Source organism: Lactococcus nasutitermitis, from assembly GCF_018403765.1.
In the GTDB taxonomy this organism is placed as follows: Bacteria; Bacillota; Bacilli; order Lactobacillales; family Streptococcaceae; genus Lactococcus; species Lactococcus nasutitermitis.
On record NZ_BOVQ01000003.1, the window covers coordinates 268,624 to 287,347 of the forward strand.

The window sequence follows — 18,724 nt, forward strand, 5'->3', positions numbered from 1 at the left end:
AACTTATTTTTCACTCTATTTATTTTTGACAGTTCTGTCAAAACATACTAGCATATTCGTAAGCAAGCAAAGCTTGCAACGACTATCCTATGTCAAAACATACTAGCATATTCGTATCTCCGCTTCGCTACGCTGTCCTATGTCAAAAAATTTCCTAAGTCATTTTAACAAAAATTCAATCAAAATGACAGCCACAATCACTTGAAACACAACTGTTGACAATCCATAAAGCAATAATTTTTTACCAGCTTTGACAAATTCTAGCAAGTTCAAGCGCAAGCCAATCGCCGCCAGCGCCGTTGTTTCACACCAAGTTGAAAGAAAATGTGCCAGCCCAGAAACCTGCGGTACAAAATGGACAAAAGTATCCAGCGTACATAAAATCACAAAACCAATCACATACCAAGGTAAAAATGAATGACGTTGAATTTTAATCTCTTTCTCATCATTCTCATTTTTCAAAGCTTTTCTATGAGAATATCCAAAATATAAAACAACAAAAACCAGCATAATAATCCGCATGATTTTAAACAAGGTCGCAAGTGTCGTCGTCCCAGTATTTACCATTGTCGCCGAAGCTACAACTTGTCCAACAGACTGTACCGTTCCACCAATCAACGCCCCACGCAATAAATCAGAATGTCCAAAAATAAACGTTCCCAATGCCGGCAAACTCAACATCAACAACGTTCCCATGATATTTACCATCGTAATCGCTGTTCGTTTTTCTTTATCCTCAGCAGTAATCACTGGCGCTACCGCTGCAATCGCAGACGAACCACAAACTGCATTCCCAGCCGCCATTAACTGAGCGACATTTTTAGAAAATCCTAATCTTTTTCCTATAAAAAGTACAAAAACAATCGTCAAAAGCATCTGAACAATGATAAAAAATACACCATTCCAGCCCAATTTTTCAATCGTTTGAAAAGTCACCGTCGCACCGAGAAACATTACCGAAAATTCCAGCAACTTCTTCTCCGACCAAGCTGTCCCATCAAACAGTACAGCTTGCTTAAAATAAATATTTCCCAGTAAAATCCCCAGTAAAATCGCAATCGTAGCTGCGCCCAGAGTTTTGAAAACAAAAACATTCAGCGCATAACTCACCAGCGCAATCACAAAACTCAGCAAAAAACCCGGCGCTATCTTTTTAATCAACATGAAAACTATTATATCAGACTTTCCCCGATTTTTGCAGAAAAAATCTATCATCTTCCAAATAAAAATAGAATTTCCAAAGAAATCCTATTTCCATTCTTATTAACGTTTCAAATGATAGTTATAACTAGCCAAAATAATATCCTCATGTGAGTTCAGATAGTAGCGCAAACGCAGCCCTGTCTGATTGTGGAACATATTTTGCCAAGGTTTCGACGGAATAAATGTCGGTATCAACACTGTTGTCGTATAATCATGTTTCTTCGCATTTTTTGCCGCCAAATTGATATAACGCACAGCAGGCGTGATAATTGATCGATAGCTCGTGCGAATGACCGTCAAATGTAAATCTGGGAAAGCACGTTCAAAATCATGTTCAATTTCTTGCTCTTTCGCCGTATTTTCATTGGTCGAAACGTGTAGAGCAATGATATAATCCCCGATTGAACGCGCGTAATTTATCGCACCAAAATCGACATTCGTCACATTTCCCACGAGAACAATCACCGTATTTCCCTTGTATTTATGCTCAGGTTCTCCCTCGCGCAAACGAAGTTGCTGTGCCACATTCACATAGTGACTATGGATGCGAATGAAACCAATAATTAAAATCGGCAAAACAATGAAGAATGGCCAGATTTCACCCGTTCTAAACAAAAGCAAAATCATAACAACAGAAAACGAAATCACCGCACCAATCATATTTGGAATAGAATGCAACCAGAAATTGCCCTCTTTATGTCGGCGCCAATGTACAACCATCCCAACTTGCGCCAAGGTAAATGGCGTAAACACACCGATTGCATAAAGTGGAATCAAACGGTCTGTCTGTCCATTGAAAATGAGCAACAATACCACAGCACCAGCTGCCAAACTGATAATCCCATTTGAAAAGCTCAATCTGTCGCCACGTGCGGTAAACATATGAGGCATATATTTATTCTTCGCCATATTAAAGGCAAGTACAGGAAATGCTGAATACCCAGTATTTGCAGCCACAGCCAGAATTAACGCCGTCGCAAACTGGAAGATGAAGAAAACAACGTGCCCAACTGGTCCTGTTCCCAAAATTCCCGTCGCCATTTGCGCAATGACAGTTACCGTAGGTTTAGGTGTAATTCCCATCCAATAAGCAAAGAACACAACGCCAGCAAAGAAGAAAGCAAGGATTGAGCCCATCATTACAAGCGTCATTGAAGCATTATGCTCTTTCGGACGTTTGAAAAATGGTACCGCATTTGAGATAGCTTCCACACCTGTCAATGATGAAGAACCCGTAGAAAATGCCTTTAATAACAAGATTAACGACACTCCCGTTACGGTCGTTCCCACGTGCGCTGTCGCATGATAAGGCAAACTTCCAGACATAATCCGGAAAATCCCCACAGCCAACAAAACAAAAGTTGTCGTGATAAAGGTATAAACCGGCACCATCAAGAATGAAGCCGACTCACGCAAGCCACGCAAATTCATCAGCATCAAAAGCAAAGCAAGGATAATCGCAATCAGCAAATTATACTTATAAAGCTCAGGAATAGCCGAGGTAATTGCATCTGCGCCAGAAGATGTCGAAACCGCCACCGTCAACATATAGTCAACCAAAAGCGAACCACCAGAGATAAGTCCAGGAATTGTGCCTAGATTTTCAGTGGAAACAAGGTAAGCACCACCACCCGAAGGATAAGCATGAATAACCTGCGTATAACTCGTAATGAGCGCAAACAGTAATACCAAGATAATCAAGGCAAGAGGTAGAGAGTACCAAGTCGCCATACTGCCCACCGTCACCAGCACAATAATAATCTGCTCAGGACCGTAAGCAATCGAAGACAAAGCATCACTTGACAACATAGCAAGCGCCTGAAGTTTCGTCAACAAATGCGATTCATCATTCGTTGACTTCAGCGGCTTACCAATCAAAATTTCTTTAAATTTTTTCAAAATAAAGCTCCTATGAATAATAACCAAACTATTATAGCACTTTTTCTTTATTTCTACACTTATTTTCTAAAAAATTGGCAAAAAAATTTTTTTGTTAAAATCAAAGCCCTTTCAATGTGATGAAAACTGTAAAATTCTATAGAAATATGATAAAATAAGCAAGAATATAAGTAAAAGTAAGGAGCTAAAATTTTGGCTGAAATTGAAGAATTAAATGACCAAATGAAAGTCCGTCGCGAGAAAATGGAAACATTGCGCGAAGCTGGCATTGACCCATTTGGACATAAATTTACCCGCACACACACCTCTGAAACACTCCACAGCGAGTTTGATAAAGATACAAAAGAAGAACTTGCCGAAAAAAATCTCACAGCAACGATTGCTGGTCGAATGATGACAAAACGTGGTAAAGGAAAAGTTGGCTTCGCCCATCTTCAAGACCGCGAAGGTCAAATTCAGATTTATGTGCGTAAAGATGAAGTCGGCGAAGAAAATTATCAAATCTTCAAAACAGCTGATTTGGGTGATTTTCTCGGTGTTGACGGTGAAATCATGAAAACTGATACTGGCGAAGTCACCATTAAAGCTAGTCATATCACATTTTTGAGCAAAGCTTTGCGTCCGCTTCCTGAAAAATGGCACGGTCTGCAAGATACAGAAACACGTTATCGTAAACGTTATTTGGATTTGATTTCCAATCGTGAAAGCTTTGACCGTTTCATCACACGTAGCCACATCATCAGCGAAATTCGCCGTTATATGGACGGTCGTGGCTATCTTGAAGTAGAAACTCCTGTTCTTCACAATGAAGCAGGTGGAGCTGCTGCGAAGCCTTTCTACACACATCACAATGCTCTCGACTTTGACATGGCACTCCGTATCGCGCTTGAACTTTATCTCAAACGCTTGATTGTTGGTGGTATGGAAAAAGTTTACGAAATCGGTCGTGTTTTCCGTAATGAAGGAATGGACGCCACGCATAATCCTGAATTTACCATGCTTGAAAGTTACGAAGCTTACGCTGATTTCAATGATATCATGGACTTGACCGAGGGAATTTTCCAACATGTTGCTAAAAATATCGTTGGCAAGGAAATTATCGAATATAACGGCAAAGATATCAATGTTGGCGGTAAATACAAACGCGTCCACATGGTTGATGCTATCAAAGAAGCAACTGGTATTGACTTCTGGCAAGAAATGACACTTGAAGAAGCGACAAAACTTGCCGAAGAACACGGCATTCATGTCGAGCGTCATTTTACCGTTGGTCATATTATCAATGAATTCTTTGAAAAATATATTGAAGAAACTCTGATTCAACCAACCTTTGTTTTTGGTCATCCAAAAGAAATTTCTCCTTTGGCAAAAATGAATAAAGAAGACCCACGTTTCACAGACCGTTTTGAGTTTTTCATTGACGGACATGAATTCGCCAACGCATTCTCAGAATTAAACGATCCTATCGACCAGCTCGAACGTTTTGAAGCTCAAGCACGCGACAAAGAATTGGGTGACGATGAAGCAACTGGTGTCGACTACGACTACGTAGAAGCCCTCGAACACGGTATGCCACCAACAGGTGGACTCGGTATCGGAATTGACCGTTTGGTAATGCTCTTTACAGGCACAACATCCATTCGCGATGTCCTTCTTTTCCCAACAATGAAATAAAATAAAAGAACAAGGGTTAGCAATACCTCTTGTTCTTTTTACTATTTACTCTAATTTTGAAGCGCTGGTGGCCTTCCCAATCCGACTAATACCTGGTACTTAATCCCTTTATTTTACTTCTTTTATAAATCAAATTAAATATCCATCTGCCCAAAATTATCCAGAAAATAGTTTGAGCTATCAATAACATAAATTGCATCAGAGAAAAAGGCCGTTGAATTAAGTTTAACCCAAAATTCATCGGTAAAATATAAACCAAAACTTTAAAGAAAAAGGGAAGGCGTTCAACAGGAATGAGCGCACCAGAAGCAAATAAAAGCAAATAACCAATAATCGCTAGAAATGACGCTGTTTTGGTAAATAGTAATGTGAGAGCAGAAAAAATCATAGAAAACCCGATAATTCCAAAAAAGTTGACTATTAAGACTAGTAAGGCTACCCACGTTACATTAAGCTTTATAGAAAAAATAGCACATAATACAATCGTAGCAAAAACCACTTGTAACAAATTAAAAATTCCCCAAATGATTGATTTAATAAAAAGAATTTTTATTAATGATATAGGCTTTAAAATAAGCTGTTCAAGGGTTCCTCTTTGTTTTTCATACGATATCGATATTGAAGCTTCTGAAACAACACCACTTAATAGAAACCAAAAAGCATACCCCATATAATTTCTGCTTGCTACTGCTCCCCCAAGAACCATAAACATACAAAACAACAGAATTGTCATAAAAAAATTTGACAAAAGATCTGGATAAAAATTTAAACTCTCTCGTAAATTTCGTTTCAATTCAGCCTTGAACATGATTTTCTCCTTCATAATAACTGATTAAAATCTCATCTATTGATTTTTCTTTTTCAATAAATGAGATTATTTTTTGTTTTTCCGTTATCAATACTTCTAATTTTTGTTCAGCAGCTTCTTGATTTTCAAAATCATATTTTTCCTTTTCTGTTTGTATTTCATATATAGTTAGACTATTTTCTCGGATAAAATTCTCATAACTTCCTAAGTAAGAAATTTTCCCCTTATCAAGTAAAAGTATATTATCTGCCAATATTGAAACTACCTCAGCCTGATGACTTGTCAAAATAACTGTTTTTCCCCTCTCAGTAGTCATCATTTTTATCATTGCCAGAAGTTCTTTATTGGCTTTAAAATCTAGTCCAAGTGTTGGTTCATCAAGAAACAAAATATCTGCATCATTCAGTAAACTACAAATAATAGATAATTTCTGCTTCATCCCCCTAGAAAAATAAGAAACTTTGGTCCTCTCAGCATTTTGCAAATCAAAATTTTGCAACAGTTGAGAAATTTTTTCATTCGTAATTTTTTTACCATATAGAGCTGCAAAATATTTAATATTTTCACGTGCCGTCAAATAACCATAAGTATTTTCTGCGTTTTCAAGTACGGCTGAAACCAACTTATAAAAATTTTGTCCATAAGCACTTATAGGTTTTCCTTTATAATAAATCGCCCCCTATCTGCCGCTAAAATATCTAACAACATTTTTATTAAAGTTGTTTTTCCTGCACCATTTTTTCCTAAAATTGTAAAAACCTTACCCGCTGGAACAGCAAAAGACAGATTATCAATTATTTTATTATCTCCAAAAGTTTTTGATAAATTTGAAACAGTGATTATATCAGACATTTTGAACCTCAAATATTTCTTTAAGTATTGGAACATCATTTTTTTGTAGTTTTTCTTTCAGACAATTAAAATCATCATACTTCGCCTATAATAACACCCTCCATCACAATGAGGTAGGAACTCACAACTATTACATCTTTTTGAAGAGTATTTAACATCCTGAGTTTGTGAACGAATAATATCGAACATCGCTGTTCCATAATCCGATGTATGGCATTGCCTAAACTCATTCATTCCCACTGCTTCGATACATGAAAAGAGAAAACCATCTGCACCAATAATATAATAATTTGCGATATTCCTACTACAGGCTAAGTCTATTTCTCGTGTATATGGTTTATAATGATAACCTCTATCTATTGCCGCTTTATGAGCGTCATACCATGAAGTTTCACCGTCTTTTATCGTACCATTAAACTTTGAAGCCGCCGTATCAATAACCTCACTAAATACTACTGGGTATAACACGTCTTGCTGTATCAGATAATCTAACAGTTCAGGAACTTTTCTTTTATTTTCTTCATTAAGATTTGAATTTATTAAAACTTTTATTTCTGGAAATTTTTCTTGCATTTTTTTAATATTTTTAATTATAGTTGAAAAAGATCCCCTTCCGTTTTGATACTTTCTATATCTATCATGTTCCGATTCCAGTCCATCAAGTGTGATAAAATACTCTTTTAAGCCTAAATCAGCCAGTTCATTTAATTGTGAAGTATTCCCAAAGGTTCCATTTGAAACAGCACTAAAATTAAAGTTCTTACTCATTTTATTGCATGCCTGCATGATTCTTTTTATTTTATCAACATGAAGCATCGGCTCTCCTCCAATAAAGTTCAAATCAATATATTCAGGATTTTTATCCTCTACAAGTTTATCTATAAATTGTATCACTGCTCTTTCAGTGTCCCCAGACATTACCATTTTATTAGATATCACATTTTGGTAGCAATAACTACACTTGAGATTACAATCATAGTTTAAATGTACAACGATATGCAGAGTAGCTGTTGAATATCTACACATATTTCTTATAGGAACAAATAATCTTTCTTTTTCATCAAAATTATCATTTACTAAAAAATATTCTTTCACTAATTTATTCTTCAAACTTTTAGGTAGTTTTTTCTGTGAAATTGCTGATAAAAGTAACTCTTGAGGCATTACTTCAAAATGATATGCTGTTTTGTTAATTGATTATATAATAATAAATCTCCATTTTTTAGGTTTAATAAATTTACATACTTATTAATTCTCATACTGCCGTCTCCTTAATATTTTTTAGAATAAGGGCAAATTTTTCAGTAAATATTTTTTCTGCATTACAATAACATTTGATTTTCCCATCCATAAAACCGTCTAAATCTTCTTCTTTTCTATATGACTGAAATACATAGTCAGGTAGAAATATAACTGAGGACACCATCAATAACTCATGTTGCGTTAATTCACACTCTTTTGTAAATAATTGATAATATCCCCTACGTTGAATATAAATTCGATCATTTACTACTATTACTGAGATTCTTTTTTTGTTTCTTACATCTATATCTGCCATACTATAGTTTTTCGGAAATTTTAAAATAATTTGTACGGTACTCGGCAGTTTTTGAATAAATTTTTTTATATTTTCAATTTCTGATGGCTCAAAAGTAAGAAAAATTCTATTTCCAAATAATGATGATAAGAATAAATGTTTCAAATAAAGAGTTTCATCAATCTCATCTGATAACATTATGCCATTAACGTATAACTGATATTCTTCTTTTTTCATAACTTTTTTATGCGTTAAACTATGAATATATTGATTACCACTTTCCAAAACTAATATTGATTTTTTTGCCATTTTATCTCCTTTTAAAAAAGCAAGAACGTAAAAAATTACGACCTTGCTTTTTTTAATTTTTAGCCTTTAATCATTTCTCTGCGTATTAGGGAAAGGGTTAAACATCTTCTTCACAGTTTCATTGACTGATTTAGTTTTTGAAGAATCTTTAATCACAACTTTTAAATAGTCCATAATTTTCCCTCTATTCTTTATATTTATATTATACATTATGTTTCTCTATAATTGTTCAGTCAATACAATTTTTTGCTTTTAATTATTTTTTATTCACATTGAAATCGTTCATTATCATTGTAATCTTTAAGTGATTTCATGCACTTAATAAAAGTCCAAAAACAGCTACTATTCTCATATAGATAACAAAAAATCCCCACAAACCGGATACCCAATCCAATCTGTAGGGAGTAATAACGCTCGTCATTTCATTGTTTTATCACAAGGAGATGTGAATGAATTCTTAAATGCTATTAACAACTGCCAGAATTCTTTGCAGTTCTGCATGAGTTTCATAATTCACTGAATCAGAATACAGAGCCGAAGATAATTGACGAGCGGTATAACCTGCTTTATCACACACATCATCTATTTGAAGGTGTTTTTCTTTCATTTTGTACAAGATAGCTTCTTTAAAATTATTCGTAATTTCTTCTTGTTCAAATTGTGAAAGATTATTATAATCACTACTACTATAACTAGTTAGATTATCTAAAGACATTTTAAAACTCCTTTTTCCTCTTATTTGGTAAAGTCGATAACCATACGTCCCTCGATTTTACCTGCTTTCATTTCGTCAATGATATCATTAACTTCGGAGAGTTTACGTGTTGCTACGATTGGTGTTACTTTACCCTCAGCGCCAAACTGGAAGGCTTCTTTCAAATCTTCACGCGTTCCAACGAGTGAACCTGCAACTTTCACACCATCAAAAACGGTTGTAGGCACTGATAAAGTCATATCTGTATTAGGAAGAGCGACAGCAACCATTTGTCCCATTGGTTTCAAGCAAGCAACGGCTTGTTCAAAGGCAACACGCGCAACAGCACAGACAACTGAGGCTTCAGTACCTAAACCACCTGTCAATTTCTTGATTTCATCCACTGGATTCACTTCGCCAGAATTGATAATGATGTCTGCACCGATTGTTTTTGCAAGGTTGAGCTTATCTTGGTTGATGTCAACTGCGATAACTTTTGCATTGAAAACATTCTTTGCATATTGGATTGCCAAGTTTCCAAGTCCACCAGCACCGAAAACAACAAGCCACTGACCTGGTTTAATACCTGAAACTTTGATGGCTTTATAAGTCGTCACACCTGCACAGGTAATTGAACTTGCTTCGATAGGATCAAGGCCTTCTGGTACTTTTACGGCATAATCTGCTGTCACAATCGCTTGTTCTGCCATACCGCCATCGACGTTGTAACCAGCATTTTTTACTTCACGACAGAAAGTTTCGTTCCCAGAGACACAGTATTCACAATGTCCACAACCTTCAAAGAACCAAGCGACAGACACACGATCACCGATTTTGAGTGACGTTACATCTGCGCCGATTTCTTTGACAATCCCAATTCCTTCATGTCCAAGAACCGTTCCTGCCATATTTCCATAATCGCCTGCTGCCACGTGGAGGTCTGTGTGACAGACACCACAATACTCCATATCTAGCAAAGCTTCATTTGACTTGATTGGACGTAATTCTTTTTCTACAATATCAGCATATCCATCTGGATTCTGACGTACAACTGCTGCTTTCATTCTTCTTCCAACTTTCATTTGTATTTCTGGATAAGGTTTCTGTGTTACTAAGTAACACAGAAAAAGGGTACCCTTTTTCCAAATTGTGACAACAATCACAATTTTATTCTACCACTTTGAAAAAAATATACAAGGGCTATTTTAGCTTTTAACAAATTTGTTAGTTTTTTCACATTTATCATAATAAATAAGCACTAAATCAGTAAAAAATATATGAAAAATTTAAGTAAGAAATAATTTGTTAAATATTGAACAAAAAAAGAGCAAGCGCTCTTTTAATCTTTATCTCGGCTCAAATCTACTTCTTCAAGTGGAATGAGTTTTGTATTATATTTCCATTTATAGCCAAGATACAAAAAGATGAAAATCGGTATAGCGGCGTAAATACTGAGTGCTTCTCCCCAACGGCTACTGAAAAGTTGTGTTGGATCAAGATTTAAGGCAATCGCTGCGGTCATAAGAAGCGCAACGAGTGGTCCAAATGGGAACCATTTTGCTGTGTAAGGTAAATCTTCAAGTTTTTTCCCTTGTGCGATATAAGCGCGGCGGAAACGAATGTGACTGATAGAAATTCCAAGCCAAGCGAGAAATCCTGTAAGACTTGATACGTCAACAAGGAAAAGATAGATTTGAGTTCCAAAAATACCTGTTAAAAATGTGATGAAACAGATGATTGATGTAGCAAGCAGAGCATAAAAAGGAATGCCATTTTTTGCTGTGCGCCCAAAGAATTTTGGCGCACCATTTTCACGACCTAATGAGTAGAGAATACGCGTTGAAGCATACATGACGGAGTTTGCTGAGGAAATAACGGAAGTCAAAATGACCGCATTCATAACGCTCGCAGCAACTGCAAAGCCAATATTTTTAAAGACGATTGTGAAAGGACTCATGACGGCTGTTGAGTTCGGATTGAGCAGTCGAGGGTCTTTGAAGTTGATGATTGCTGCGATAACAATAATCGTGAAAATATAAAACAAGAGAATACGCCAGAAAATTGAATTCATTGCTTTAGGAATAGATTTTTCAGGATTTTCAGATTCGCCTGCTGTGACACCTAAAAGCTCTGTTCCTTGGAAACTAAATCCTGCAATGAGAAGGACTCCGACAAAACCACCAATTCCACCAACAAAGCCGTGATGACCTGCTGTGAGATTTTTTGCAACATCTACATTTCCTTGACCTAAAACGCCCACAATCGTGAGGACACCGATGATGAGGAAAATGATAATTGTGATAACTTTAATCGTTGATAGCCAATATTCTGTCTCGCCAAATGCACGAACGGCGAGAATATTGATGATGAAGATAAGGACTGTCGCAATCCCCGAAAAAATCCAAGCGTGAATATGAGGAAACCAAAATTGGGTAATCAGTCCGGCAGTTGTCAAATCGACAGCGATTGTAATCGCACCATTGAGCCAGTAATTCCAACCTAACGCAAATCCAAAGGCGGGGTCAACATAGCGACCACCATAATCTGCAAAAGAACCTGATGTCGGAAGATAAGTTGCCATTTCGCCAAGTGAGGTCATCACGAAATAAACCATAATTCCAATAAAGATATAAGCAAGGATTGAACCAAAAGGTCCTGCTTGACTAATTGTTGCGCCTGATGTCAGGAAAAGTCCTGTTCCAATTGTTCCGCCAAGCGCAATCATTGTAATGTGACGTTGTTTGAGATTTCGCTTGACCTTATTTTTATTTTCCATTTTTTTTACTCTTTCTTTTTTTATAGTCTGATTTTTCAAAAGAAAAAGCCGAATAGTGAGGACTATCCGGCTGTTTTTTGAAAATCACCGGCATAGATACAGTTTAGTGTACGCTAAAGTTGCATCTATACCTTTTTGTATGATACAACTTTTACCTATGCAGATGATGATGGACTGTTGGTAAAATGCTAAACATTGTGATTCTCCTTCTTTATTTTTTCTATATTATATTCTTTTCTGAAAAATTTTGCAAGCATCAGATAAAAATTTCTTGAAAAATATTTATAAATATTTAATTTTATGATAAAATATTCAATATGAATAAGAAAACTAAAATAATTATTGCAGCAATCGCTGCTGTGGTGGTGGTCGTTGTTGCTGGCTTGTTAATCTTTTTCTTAACGCGCTCAAACAGTTCTAATGATAGTTCTAGTAGCTCACCAGATAGGACGACTGAAAGTAGTACGATGAGTCAGGCGGATTTGAATAAATTGGATTTGCCACAATTATCAAATACGGTGGCTTCTGATGAAGCTGAGGTACGCTTGGAAACGACTGCGGGAAATATTGACATCAAACTTTTCCCTAAACTTGCTCCCTTGGCAGTTCAAAATTTCTTGACTTTGGCAAAACAAGGTTATTATAAAGATAATGAATTTTTCCGAGTCATCAATAATTTTATGATACAGACTGGTGACCCGTCAAATACGGGAACAGGTAGTACTTCTGTTGTCAATGATAATCAGCCTTTTAGCACGGAAATTTCTAATCGTCTTTACAATATACGTGGCGCTGTTTCTTTAGCAAATACTGGTCAACCTGACTCAAGTAGCTCACAGTTTTTCATTGTGCAAAATTCACAAAATATGACTGGTCAGATTTCTGATACGAGTAAATATCCACAGAAGATTTTGGATGCTTATGCGCACGGTGGTTATCCAAGTCTTGATGGTGGTTATACGGTGTTTGGTCAGGTGATTTCTGGAATGGATATTGTTGATAAGATTGCATCAGCACAGGTGCAGACAAATTCACAGTCTGGCGAAGCTTCTTCTCCTGTACATCCTGAGAAAATCACGGGTGTGACGATTTTGAAAGATTGGAAATTTAAAAAGTGATAAAAAAACGCTTTGACAAGTCTGTCAGAGCTTTTTTATTTTTGACATAGGGAGGCCGTTGTGAGCTTGCTTGCCATTTTGCCTTGTAATTTTAGTCACTTAGGACAAGCCTTTTTGTCCATTGCTTTAGCAATGATGACAAAACGGACACCTGTGGTATGGACAACGTAACGAAGTGGAGATACGGATACCCTAATATGTTTATCAAGTCTGTCAAAAACTTTTTTCTGTGTCAATAAGTTGTTTCATGTCATCTGGCAAGTCCAAATCAATTTTGACAGTTTTGTCAGTAAATGGATGATGAAATTCTAAATAATGGCAGTGCAAAGCTTGGCGTGTCATCAAGTCATGATTGCCTCCATAAAGTTCGTCGCCAACGAGTGGATAGCCAAGATGGGATAAATGGACACGAATTTGATGTGTCCGTCCTGTGTGAAGTGTGAGGTCAAGCAGGGCAAGTTTATTGACTTTTTTGACAGTTCTGTAAGTTGTCCGAGCTTCTTTTGCAGCACCGTCCAATCGCACTTGTCTCAATATAATCGAGTCATCTCGTCGTCCAATCGGCAAATTTATCTCGTCCGTGTCTGGGAGCTTACCGTCGTCATTGACAAGAGCAAAATAGCGTTTTTCAATTGTTTCATGATACTTGGATTCTGGCGACATCAGCGCGTGTGCGTAACGATGTTTGGCAAAAAACATGATGCCACTTGTGTCCCTGTCCAGTCGCGTGATAATATGCACGGTTTGATTTTCATAATGCTGGCGCAAAATGTAACCTTTCACAGCATTTGACATCGCACCTGTTGGGTGAAGTGATCCAGTGATTGACGGCATTCCCGCAGGTTTTGCCACTACAAGATAATGAGCATCTTCAAATAAAATATTCAAAGGAATTTCTGTCGGAATCAGCGCTTCATTATCCGGCTCATTTGGCACGGTAATAGTGACAACATCTCCGATTTTCATGCGAAAAATGGCATTTTGCTCAAGACCATTAACATAGATTTTGCCACCGTCAAATTTAATCTTGGCAAGCAAACGGCGCGAAACGCTGTGCCGGTGCAAAAGTGCTTTGACCATACTTCCATCATTATCATTGGTAAAACTAAACTGCATTATTTAACCTCACCAATAAATGAATTGCGCACGCGCTCCCAAAAGCTTGTATGGGCACAATTTGCAAAAGCAATCGTTGTACCATCAAGGCTGAACTCAATCGACTTGAGATTTTTGTACTCAAAAGTCAGCTGGTCAAAAGTCAAGCTGTAATCATCTTCTTTGGCTGGACAAACGGTAATCGTGTCTTTTTTGGCGACAATCATCGGCGCACCAAGCGTACGATAGACAATATTGTTCAAACTGGCAACTTCTGCCATCTGCATTGCTTCTACACGTGGGTGCATGACTGCGCCACCAATAGATTTATTGTAAGCGGTTGAACCTGTCGGCGTTGAAATTGACAGACCATCTCCACGAAATGTTTCAAATAAACTCCCAGAAATTTTCACATCACAAACCATCGTTTTTGATGCACGGCGAATTGTAGATTCATTAAGCACATGACGTTCCACCTGATAACCATCATCAAAGCGCACAACAACTTTCATCAGCGGATAATGCACTGCTTCTGCTGGATTTTCATTTTTTAGCGCCTCAACAACTTTAGGCAATTCGCTCTCAACAAAATCTGTGTAAAAGCCCAAGTGACCCGTATGCACACCAACAAAACGCACGCGCTCCAGCTGATACTCGTACATGTGCATGGCGCGCAAAAGTGTGCCATCTCCGCCAACCGAGATGACAATTTCTGGATTTAAGTCGTCCAAAATAAATTTTTCTGCCTGCAACATTTTTGACAGTTTTGTCAAAGTTTTTTGCGACTTTTCACTAGAATTTCCAATCAACCAAACTTTTTTACCAGCGCTCATCATCTTCCCCATGTTCCTTTTTCAAATCCGTTCGGGCTTGTGGCCCATCAAAAAGCAGTTGTGCATCCTGAATTTCCTCACGAATGGATGACATCTCCAAATCCATTTGTGCCGCTTCACGCGCCGCATTTGACAGACGTGTTTTGACTTTTTCTGGAATCAATCCATCATATTTATAATTCAGCGAATGTTCAATCGTCGCCCAAAAATTCATCGCCAATGTCCGAATCTGAATCTCCGCATTGACCACCTTATGTCCCTCAATCGTATCAATCGGATACTCAACAATCACATGATAACTGCGATATCCTGATGCTTTCTGATGATTGATATAATCACGTTCCTCAACGATTTTTATATCCTGTCGCTTGCGCAATAAATCCAAAACATCCCAGACATCCTCAGAAAATTGCACCATAATCCGAATGCCAGCAATATCTTCCATTTCCGCCAAAGTGTCTCGCGTATAACCGCGCATCCGCGACTTTTTCATAATCGAATCGCGCCGCTTCACGCGCCCAGTCACAAATTCAATCGGCGAGTACAATCCCTTTTTCAAATACTGTTTGCGCACACCACGCAGTTTAATCTTTAGCTCTCCCACCGTCTGCACATACGGATCGAGAAATTCTTCCCAGTCAAATGCCATATTTTTCATCAGACGACGCACCGCGCCCTCATTTTCCTTTCACAATCATTTTCTTACCTTAAATTATACCATATCCCGCACACATTCTCCCACAATCCTCCCAATTTTTTTGACAGAACTGTCAAAAAGCTTTTTTTTACAGAAAATAACTCATAAAAATTTTGACAGAACCGTCAAAAAAAATCTCCATTCCAAGAACAGAGATTTTCCATATTATTTTTGATTATCAACAGCCGCCTTGATAAATGCTTGATAAAGCTCCTCAGGACGATTGGGACGTGATTGCAATTCAGGGTGATATTGGCAAGCCACAAAGAATTTATGGTCTGTCAATTCCACGATTTCGACCAAACGATTGTCTGGCGACACACCAGAGAAAGTAAATCCAGCAGCCTCAAAATCTTCACGATATTTATTGTTAAATTCATAACGATGACGATGACGACGTTGGACCACTTCCGCACCATTGTATGCTGCACAGGCTTGTGAATTTGCCTTCAGCTTCGCAGGATACAAGCCCAAACGCAACGTTCCACCCATATCTTCCACATCCACCTGGTCACGCATCAAGTCAATCACAGGGTATTCCGTTTTCGGATCCAATTCACTCGAATTTGCCCCAGCCATATTCAAGACATGACGCGCATATTCCACACAAACCATCTGCATTCCCAGACAAATTCCCAAGAAAGGCACATCATTTTCACGCGCATATTTAATTGCCGAAACTTTCCCTTCCGTACCACGAGCACCAAATCCACCAGGCACGATAATCCCATCAGCACTAGCAAGCAAACCAGCAACATTTTCATCCGTCACATCATTCGCATTGACCCAACGCAAATCCAGCTCACTATCCGCTGCATAACCACCATGTTTCAAGGCTTCAACCACTGACAAATAAGCATCTGGCAATTCAACATATTTACCAACCAGAGCAATCGTCACTTTTTTCTTCAAATTCATGACATGGTCAACCATCGCTGACCATTCCGTCATATCCGCCTTTGGCGCATCCAATTTCAAATGGTCACAAACAATCTGGTCCATATTTTGCGCCTGCAAATTCAAAGGAATTTGATACAAATGTTCCACGTCCAAGGATTGAATAACCGCCTCAGGAGCCACATCACAGAACATCGCCACCTTATCACGCATCTCCTGCGTAATCGGCACTTCCGTCCGCAATACGAGCATATTCGCCTGAATACCATATTCACGCAAGGTTTTCGTCGCATTTTGTGCAATTTTCGTTTTCAACTCGCCAGCCGCCCGCAAATGCAAAATAGGCACTGTGTGAATATACATCACATTATCAGCCCCAACTTCTGACTTCATCTGACGTAAGGCCTCGATAAATGGCAAAGATTCCATATCGCCAACCGTTCCACCAACTTCTGTGATAATCACATCCGCATCCGTCGTCGTTGCCGCACGTTTAATCTTCTCCTTGAGCATATTTGTCACGTGCGGTACCATTTGCACCGTCGCACCCAGATATTCTCCCTTACGCTCTTTCCGCAAAATCTCAGAATACACTTTCCCAGAAGTCACATTAGAATATTTGTTCAGATTGATATCAATAAAACGCTCATAATGTCCAAGATCAAGGTCGGTCTCAGCCCCATCATCTGTGACAAATACTTCCCCATGCTGATAAGGACTCATCGTCCCAGGGTCGATATTCAAGTAAGGGTCAAATTTTTGTACCGTGATTTTCAATCCCCGATTTTTTAGCAAACGTCCCAAAGAAGCCGCTACAATCCCTTTACCCATTGATGATGTCCCACCACCTGTGACGAAAATATACTTAGTTGCCATGAAATCTCCTCATTCTTTTTGTCAAATAAAACTGGGAAAATAAAAAAATATGCTCCCACAACTGGGAGCATCTGTAACCGCAAAAGCGGTGCCCGAACATTATTATACCAAATTTTCGAAATTTAGCAAGTAGCAACATTCAGAAGTATGTATCAGTATTTTAATTTTTACCCTTCATACTATTATTAAAACGTTGTTCCGAACGAGCATAACGACTGATACGACGATGATTAGCGTGCGCATCAACCTCATCATCCACCACTTCATAATCCGCTAAATCTACATTTTCAGGCATCCGATTAAAAAGCTCGACCAAAGAATGATTTTGTTCTTTTTTTGTCATATGATTTTCTCCATTCTTTCATGATAACGTCATTATCTCATGATTTACTCATTTTACAAAACGAAATCATTTTCAGAAAAAATCACTCATTCTACCGCATAACGCGCTCGTTCCCCACCAATCAACTTAGGACGAGATTTCAGCGCCGTCACGTGCGCCCCACCAAGTTCACGCAAACTTGGACGAATAGGTATTTGCACATGCTTTACGTGCATTCCAATGCTCGTATCGCCAATATCCAGCCCAGCAAAAGCTGTGATATGTTCCACTTCCACCGGATTTTCAAACAGCTGATAAGCGGCAACTTGCCCGCTTCCACCAGCATGAAGTTGCGGTACAACAGAAACAACTTCCAAATCCTTTTTCTCAGCCAATTCTGCCTCAACCAACAAAGCACGATTAAGATGTTCACAAGCCTGAACTGCCAGATAAATTCCCTTATCATGCAACGTTTGATAAATCACACCAACAATCGTTTCGCCAATCTCAGCCGAACTATTTTTCCCAATAATCCCACCATTGACCTCCGAACTTGAAAGCCCCAGCACGAAAATCTGCCCCGCTTTAATTCCCGATTGTGTAATCACATCATCAATAATTATTTGAGTATCACTTTTAATTTTTTGCAAGTCCATGAAGAATACCTGTTCTTTCCAATAATTTTGCAATCAAAGCACCAACGATATATCCCACCGTTGTCTGGATGATATTCGGAATATTTGTCAAAGGATTGATTGCCGCTACAAAGCCATAAAGCAACCAAGTCGCCAAGAAATATCCTCCTACCATAATAACACCAGAAACAGACCAATTCAAGACACGATATTTAAAAAATGCCCCAAAATAACCCTGCAACCCATGAATCACCAGTGAAAATAACATCCATTGCGGATAACCACTTGTCAAATCCGAAAGAAAAGCAGCAAGACCACCAACAATCGCACCCTCTTTCTTACCAAAAGAAAGTGCCACAGTAAATATCCCAGCATCAAGCAAGGTCACATAACCATTTACCGCCGGAATAGGTATCTGTAAAAATCTGCCCAAAACAAATGTCGCAGCCGCCAACAATCCCAATAAAGCAATTTTCTGCGTTGTATATTTTTTCATATC

Annotated in this window: 18 protein-coding genes and 1 pseudogene; 2 read left to right on the forward strand and 17 right to left on the reverse strand. The window is 38.1% G+C overall.

All coding sequences use genetic code 11. The annotated features are described in order from the left end of the window. Positions 1-159: 159 nt before the first annotated feature. Together KJS36_RS03985 and kimA are read right to left on the reverse strand one after the other, a co-directional pair. Positions 160-1,164: a YeiH family protein gene (locus KJS36_RS03985; RefSeq protein WP_213534570.1), complete on the reverse strand. Its 1,005-nt coding sequence runs from the start codon at positions 1,162-1,164 to the stop codon at positions 160-162. Between the two features lie 99 nt (positions 1,165-1,263). Beyond that, entirely contained in the window at positions 1,264-3,102 is a 1,839-nt protein-coding gene (gene kimA, locus KJS36_RS03990; RefSeq protein WP_213534571.1) for a potassium transporter KimA, read from the reverse strand. Between the two features lie 222 nt (positions 3,103-3,324). Between kimA and lysS the strand changes: the two genes are divergently transcribed. Then, on the forward strand, positions 3,325-4,776 hold the full coding sequence (lysS, locus tag KJS36_RS03995) for a lysine--tRNA ligase (RefSeq protein ID WP_213534721.1): 1,452 nt from the start codon (positions 3,325-3,327) through the stop codon (positions 4,774-4,776). An 85-nt stretch (positions 4,777-4,861) separates the two neighbouring features. Here the strand turns inward: lysS and KJS36_RS04000 are convergent, their stop codons facing one another. The 8 genes and pseudogenes from KJS36_RS04000 to KJS36_RS04030 form a co-directional block, all read right to left on the reverse strand. Then, the gene (locus KJS36_RS04000; RefSeq protein ID WP_213534572.1) at positions 4,862-5,584 is read right to left on the reverse strand and encodes an ABC transporter permease; all 723 of its coding nucleotides are present in this window, start codon (positions 5,582-5,584) and stop codon (positions 4,862-4,864) included. Next, positions 5,571-6,023, reverse strand: a complete 453-nt coding sequence (locus KJS36_RS04005; RefSeq protein WP_373306159.1) for an AAA family ATPase — start codon at positions 6,021-6,023, stop codon at positions 5,571-5,573. The genes KJS36_RS04000 and KJS36_RS04005 overlap by 14 nt, the downstream gene beginning before the upstream one ends. Continuing rightward, positions 6,012-6,475 (reverse strand): annotated as a pseudogene (locus KJS36_RS10935) (ATP-binding cassette domain-containing protein); the annotation flags it as partial. The pseudogene KJS36_RS10935 and the gene KJS36_RS04005, both read right to left, overlap by 12 nt. A gap of 18 nt (positions 6,476-6,493) precedes the next feature. Next, entirely contained in the window at positions 6,494-7,600 is a 1,107-nt protein-coding gene (locus KJS36_RS04010) for a radical SAM/SPASM domain-containing protein (protein ID WP_244842624.1), read from the reverse strand. A 91-nt stretch (positions 7,601-7,691) separates the two neighbouring features. Next, positions 7,692-8,282, reverse strand: coding sequence for a hypothetical protein (locus KJS36_RS04015; RefSeq protein ID WP_213534573.1), 591 nt, complete (start codon positions 8,280-8,282; stop codon positions 7,692-7,694). Between the two features lie 457 nt (positions 8,283-8,739). Then, complete coding sequence (locus KJS36_RS04020; protein ID WP_213534574.1) at positions 8,740-8,997, reverse strand: hypothetical protein; 258 nt, start codon at positions 8,995-8,997, stop codon at positions 8,740-8,742. Positions 8,998-9,017: 20 nt separating this feature from the next. Continuing rightward, positions 9,018-10,040, reverse strand: coding sequence for an alcohol dehydrogenase AdhP (adhP, locus tag KJS36_RS04025; RefSeq protein WP_213534575.1), 1,023 nt, complete (start codon positions 10,038-10,040; stop codon positions 9,018-9,020). Positions 10,041-10,315: 275 nt separating this feature from the next. Then, positions 10,316-11,752 carry an amino acid permease gene (locus KJS36_RS04030; protein WP_213534576.1) on the reverse strand — a complete coding sequence of 479 codons (1,437 nt, stop codon included), beginning with the start codon at positions 11,750-11,752 and terminating at the stop codon, positions 10,316-10,318. Positions 11,753-12,069: 317 nt separating this feature from the next. Here KJS36_RS04030 and KJS36_RS04035 point away from each other — a divergent pair, with 317 nt between their 5' ends. Then, a complete protein-coding gene (locus KJS36_RS04035) occupies positions 12,070-12,870 on the forward strand; it encodes a peptidylprolyl isomerase (protein ID WP_213534578.1) in 801 nt (266 codons plus the stop codon). Positions 12,871-13,083: 213 nt separating this feature from the next. Here the strand turns inward: KJS36_RS04035 and KJS36_RS04040 are convergent, their stop codons facing one another. The 7 genes from KJS36_RS04040 to KJS36_RS04070 all read right to left on the reverse strand — a co-directional run bounded on the left by KJS36_RS04040 (position 13,084) and on the right by KJS36_RS04070 (position 18,721). Then, positions 13,084-13,986: an RluA family pseudouridine synthase gene (locus KJS36_RS04040; RefSeq protein ID WP_213534581.1), complete on the reverse strand. Its 903-nt coding sequence runs from the start codon at positions 13,984-13,986 to the stop codon at positions 13,084-13,086. Continuing rightward, positions 13,986-14,798: an NAD kinase gene (locus KJS36_RS04045; protein ID WP_213534723.1), complete on the reverse strand. Its 813-nt coding sequence runs from the start codon at positions 14,796-14,798 to the stop codon at positions 13,986-13,988. The genes KJS36_RS04040 and KJS36_RS04045 overlap by 1 nt, the downstream gene beginning before the upstream one ends. Beyond that, entirely contained in the window at positions 14,785-15,447 is a 663-nt protein-coding gene (locus KJS36_RS04050) for a GTP pyrophosphokinase (protein ID WP_213534725.1), read from the reverse strand. The genes KJS36_RS04045 and KJS36_RS04050 overlap by 14 nt, the downstream gene beginning before the upstream one ends. A 213-nt stretch (positions 15,448-15,660) precedes the next feature. Beyond that, entirely contained in the window at positions 15,661-17,268 is a 1,608-nt protein-coding gene (gene pyrG, locus KJS36_RS04055; RefSeq protein WP_213534583.1) for a CTP synthase, read from the reverse strand. 160 nt (positions 17,269-17,428) lie between these two features. Continuing rightward, complete coding sequence (locus tag KJS36_RS04060) at positions 17,429-17,611, reverse strand: hypothetical protein (protein WP_213534585.1); 183 nt, start codon at positions 17,609-17,611, stop codon at positions 17,429-17,431. A gap of 86 nt (positions 17,612-17,697) precedes the next feature. Continuing rightward, on the reverse strand, positions 17,698-18,246 hold the full coding sequence (locus KJS36_RS04065) for a TIGR01440 family protein (RefSeq protein WP_213534587.1): 549 nt from the start codon (positions 18,244-18,246) through the stop codon (positions 17,698-17,700). Continuing rightward, positions 18,227-18,721 carry an ECF transporter S component gene (locus tag KJS36_RS04070; protein WP_213534589.1) on the reverse strand — a complete coding sequence of 165 codons (495 nt, stop codon included), beginning with the start codon at positions 18,719-18,721 and terminating at the stop codon, positions 18,227-18,229. Before KJS36_RS04070 ends, KJS36_RS04065 begins: the two co-directional genes overlap by 20 nt. Between the last annotated feature and the right edge of the window lie 3 nt (positions 18,722-18,724).